The organism is Vibrio sp. 2134-1 (genome assembly GCF_033339495.1).
Window position 1 is genome coordinate 1 of the sequence record NZ_JAWOUS010000277.1, and the last position, 812, is coordinate 812.

The following is an 812-nucleotide window of genomic DNA, read 5'->3' on the forward strand; positions in this document are numbered from 1 at the left end:
GTTTGCCATGATCGCATTCAATCACGTTGTTCCGGTACTTAATCTGTCGGTGTTCAACGTCAGACGGGCACCGGCCTTCGGGTTTGAGCAGAGCAAGCGCGCGACCATAGGCGGGCGCTTTATCCGTGTTGATGAATCGCGGGATCTGCCACTTCTTCACGTTGTTGAGGATTTTACCCAGAAACCGGTATGCAGCTTTGCTGTTACGACGGGAGGAGATATAAAAATCGACAGTGCGGCCCCGGCTGTCGACGGCCCGGTACAGATACGCCCAGCGGCCATTGACCTTCACGTAGGTTTCATCCATGTGCCACGGGCAAAGATCGGAAGGGTTACGCCAGTACCAGCGCAGCCGTTTTTCCATTTCAGGCGCATAACGCTGAACCCAGCGGTAAATCGTGGAGTGATCGACATTCACTCCGCGTTCAGCCAGCATCTCCTGCAGCTCACGGTAACTGATGCCGTATTTGCAGTACCAGCGTACGGCCCACAGAATGATGTCACGCTGAAAATGCCGGCCTTTGAATGGGTTCATGTGCAGCTCCATCAGCAAAAGGGGATGATAAGTTTATCACCACCGACTATTTGCAACAGTGCCCGAAAAACCACGTTAAGAAAGCAACCTTCTGAAAAGGCGACGTTTATCAGTTTTTTTTCCGGCCATAAAGGGGGCGGAAATTATTCCCTGCACGGGTATTCGCAAGGATTTCGGTAGTGCTCTGGCTCTGCCCCCCATAACCTGGCGGACAGAGCATGATTGGGAAAGCGGTACCCTCACGGCAGAAACGATTGACGCAGGCTATATTTCTATT

The 812-nt window shown here is 52.5% G+C and carries 1 protein-coding gene; it reads right to left on the reverse strand.

The genetic code is table 11. The features are described 5' to 3' along the window. Window positions 1–535 (reverse strand): IS6-like element IS26 family transposase (locus tag R7R78_RS25465; protein WP_225474540.1); only part of this gene is annotated, 535 nt, incomplete at its 3' end. Between the last annotated feature and the right edge of the window lie 277 nt (window positions 536–812).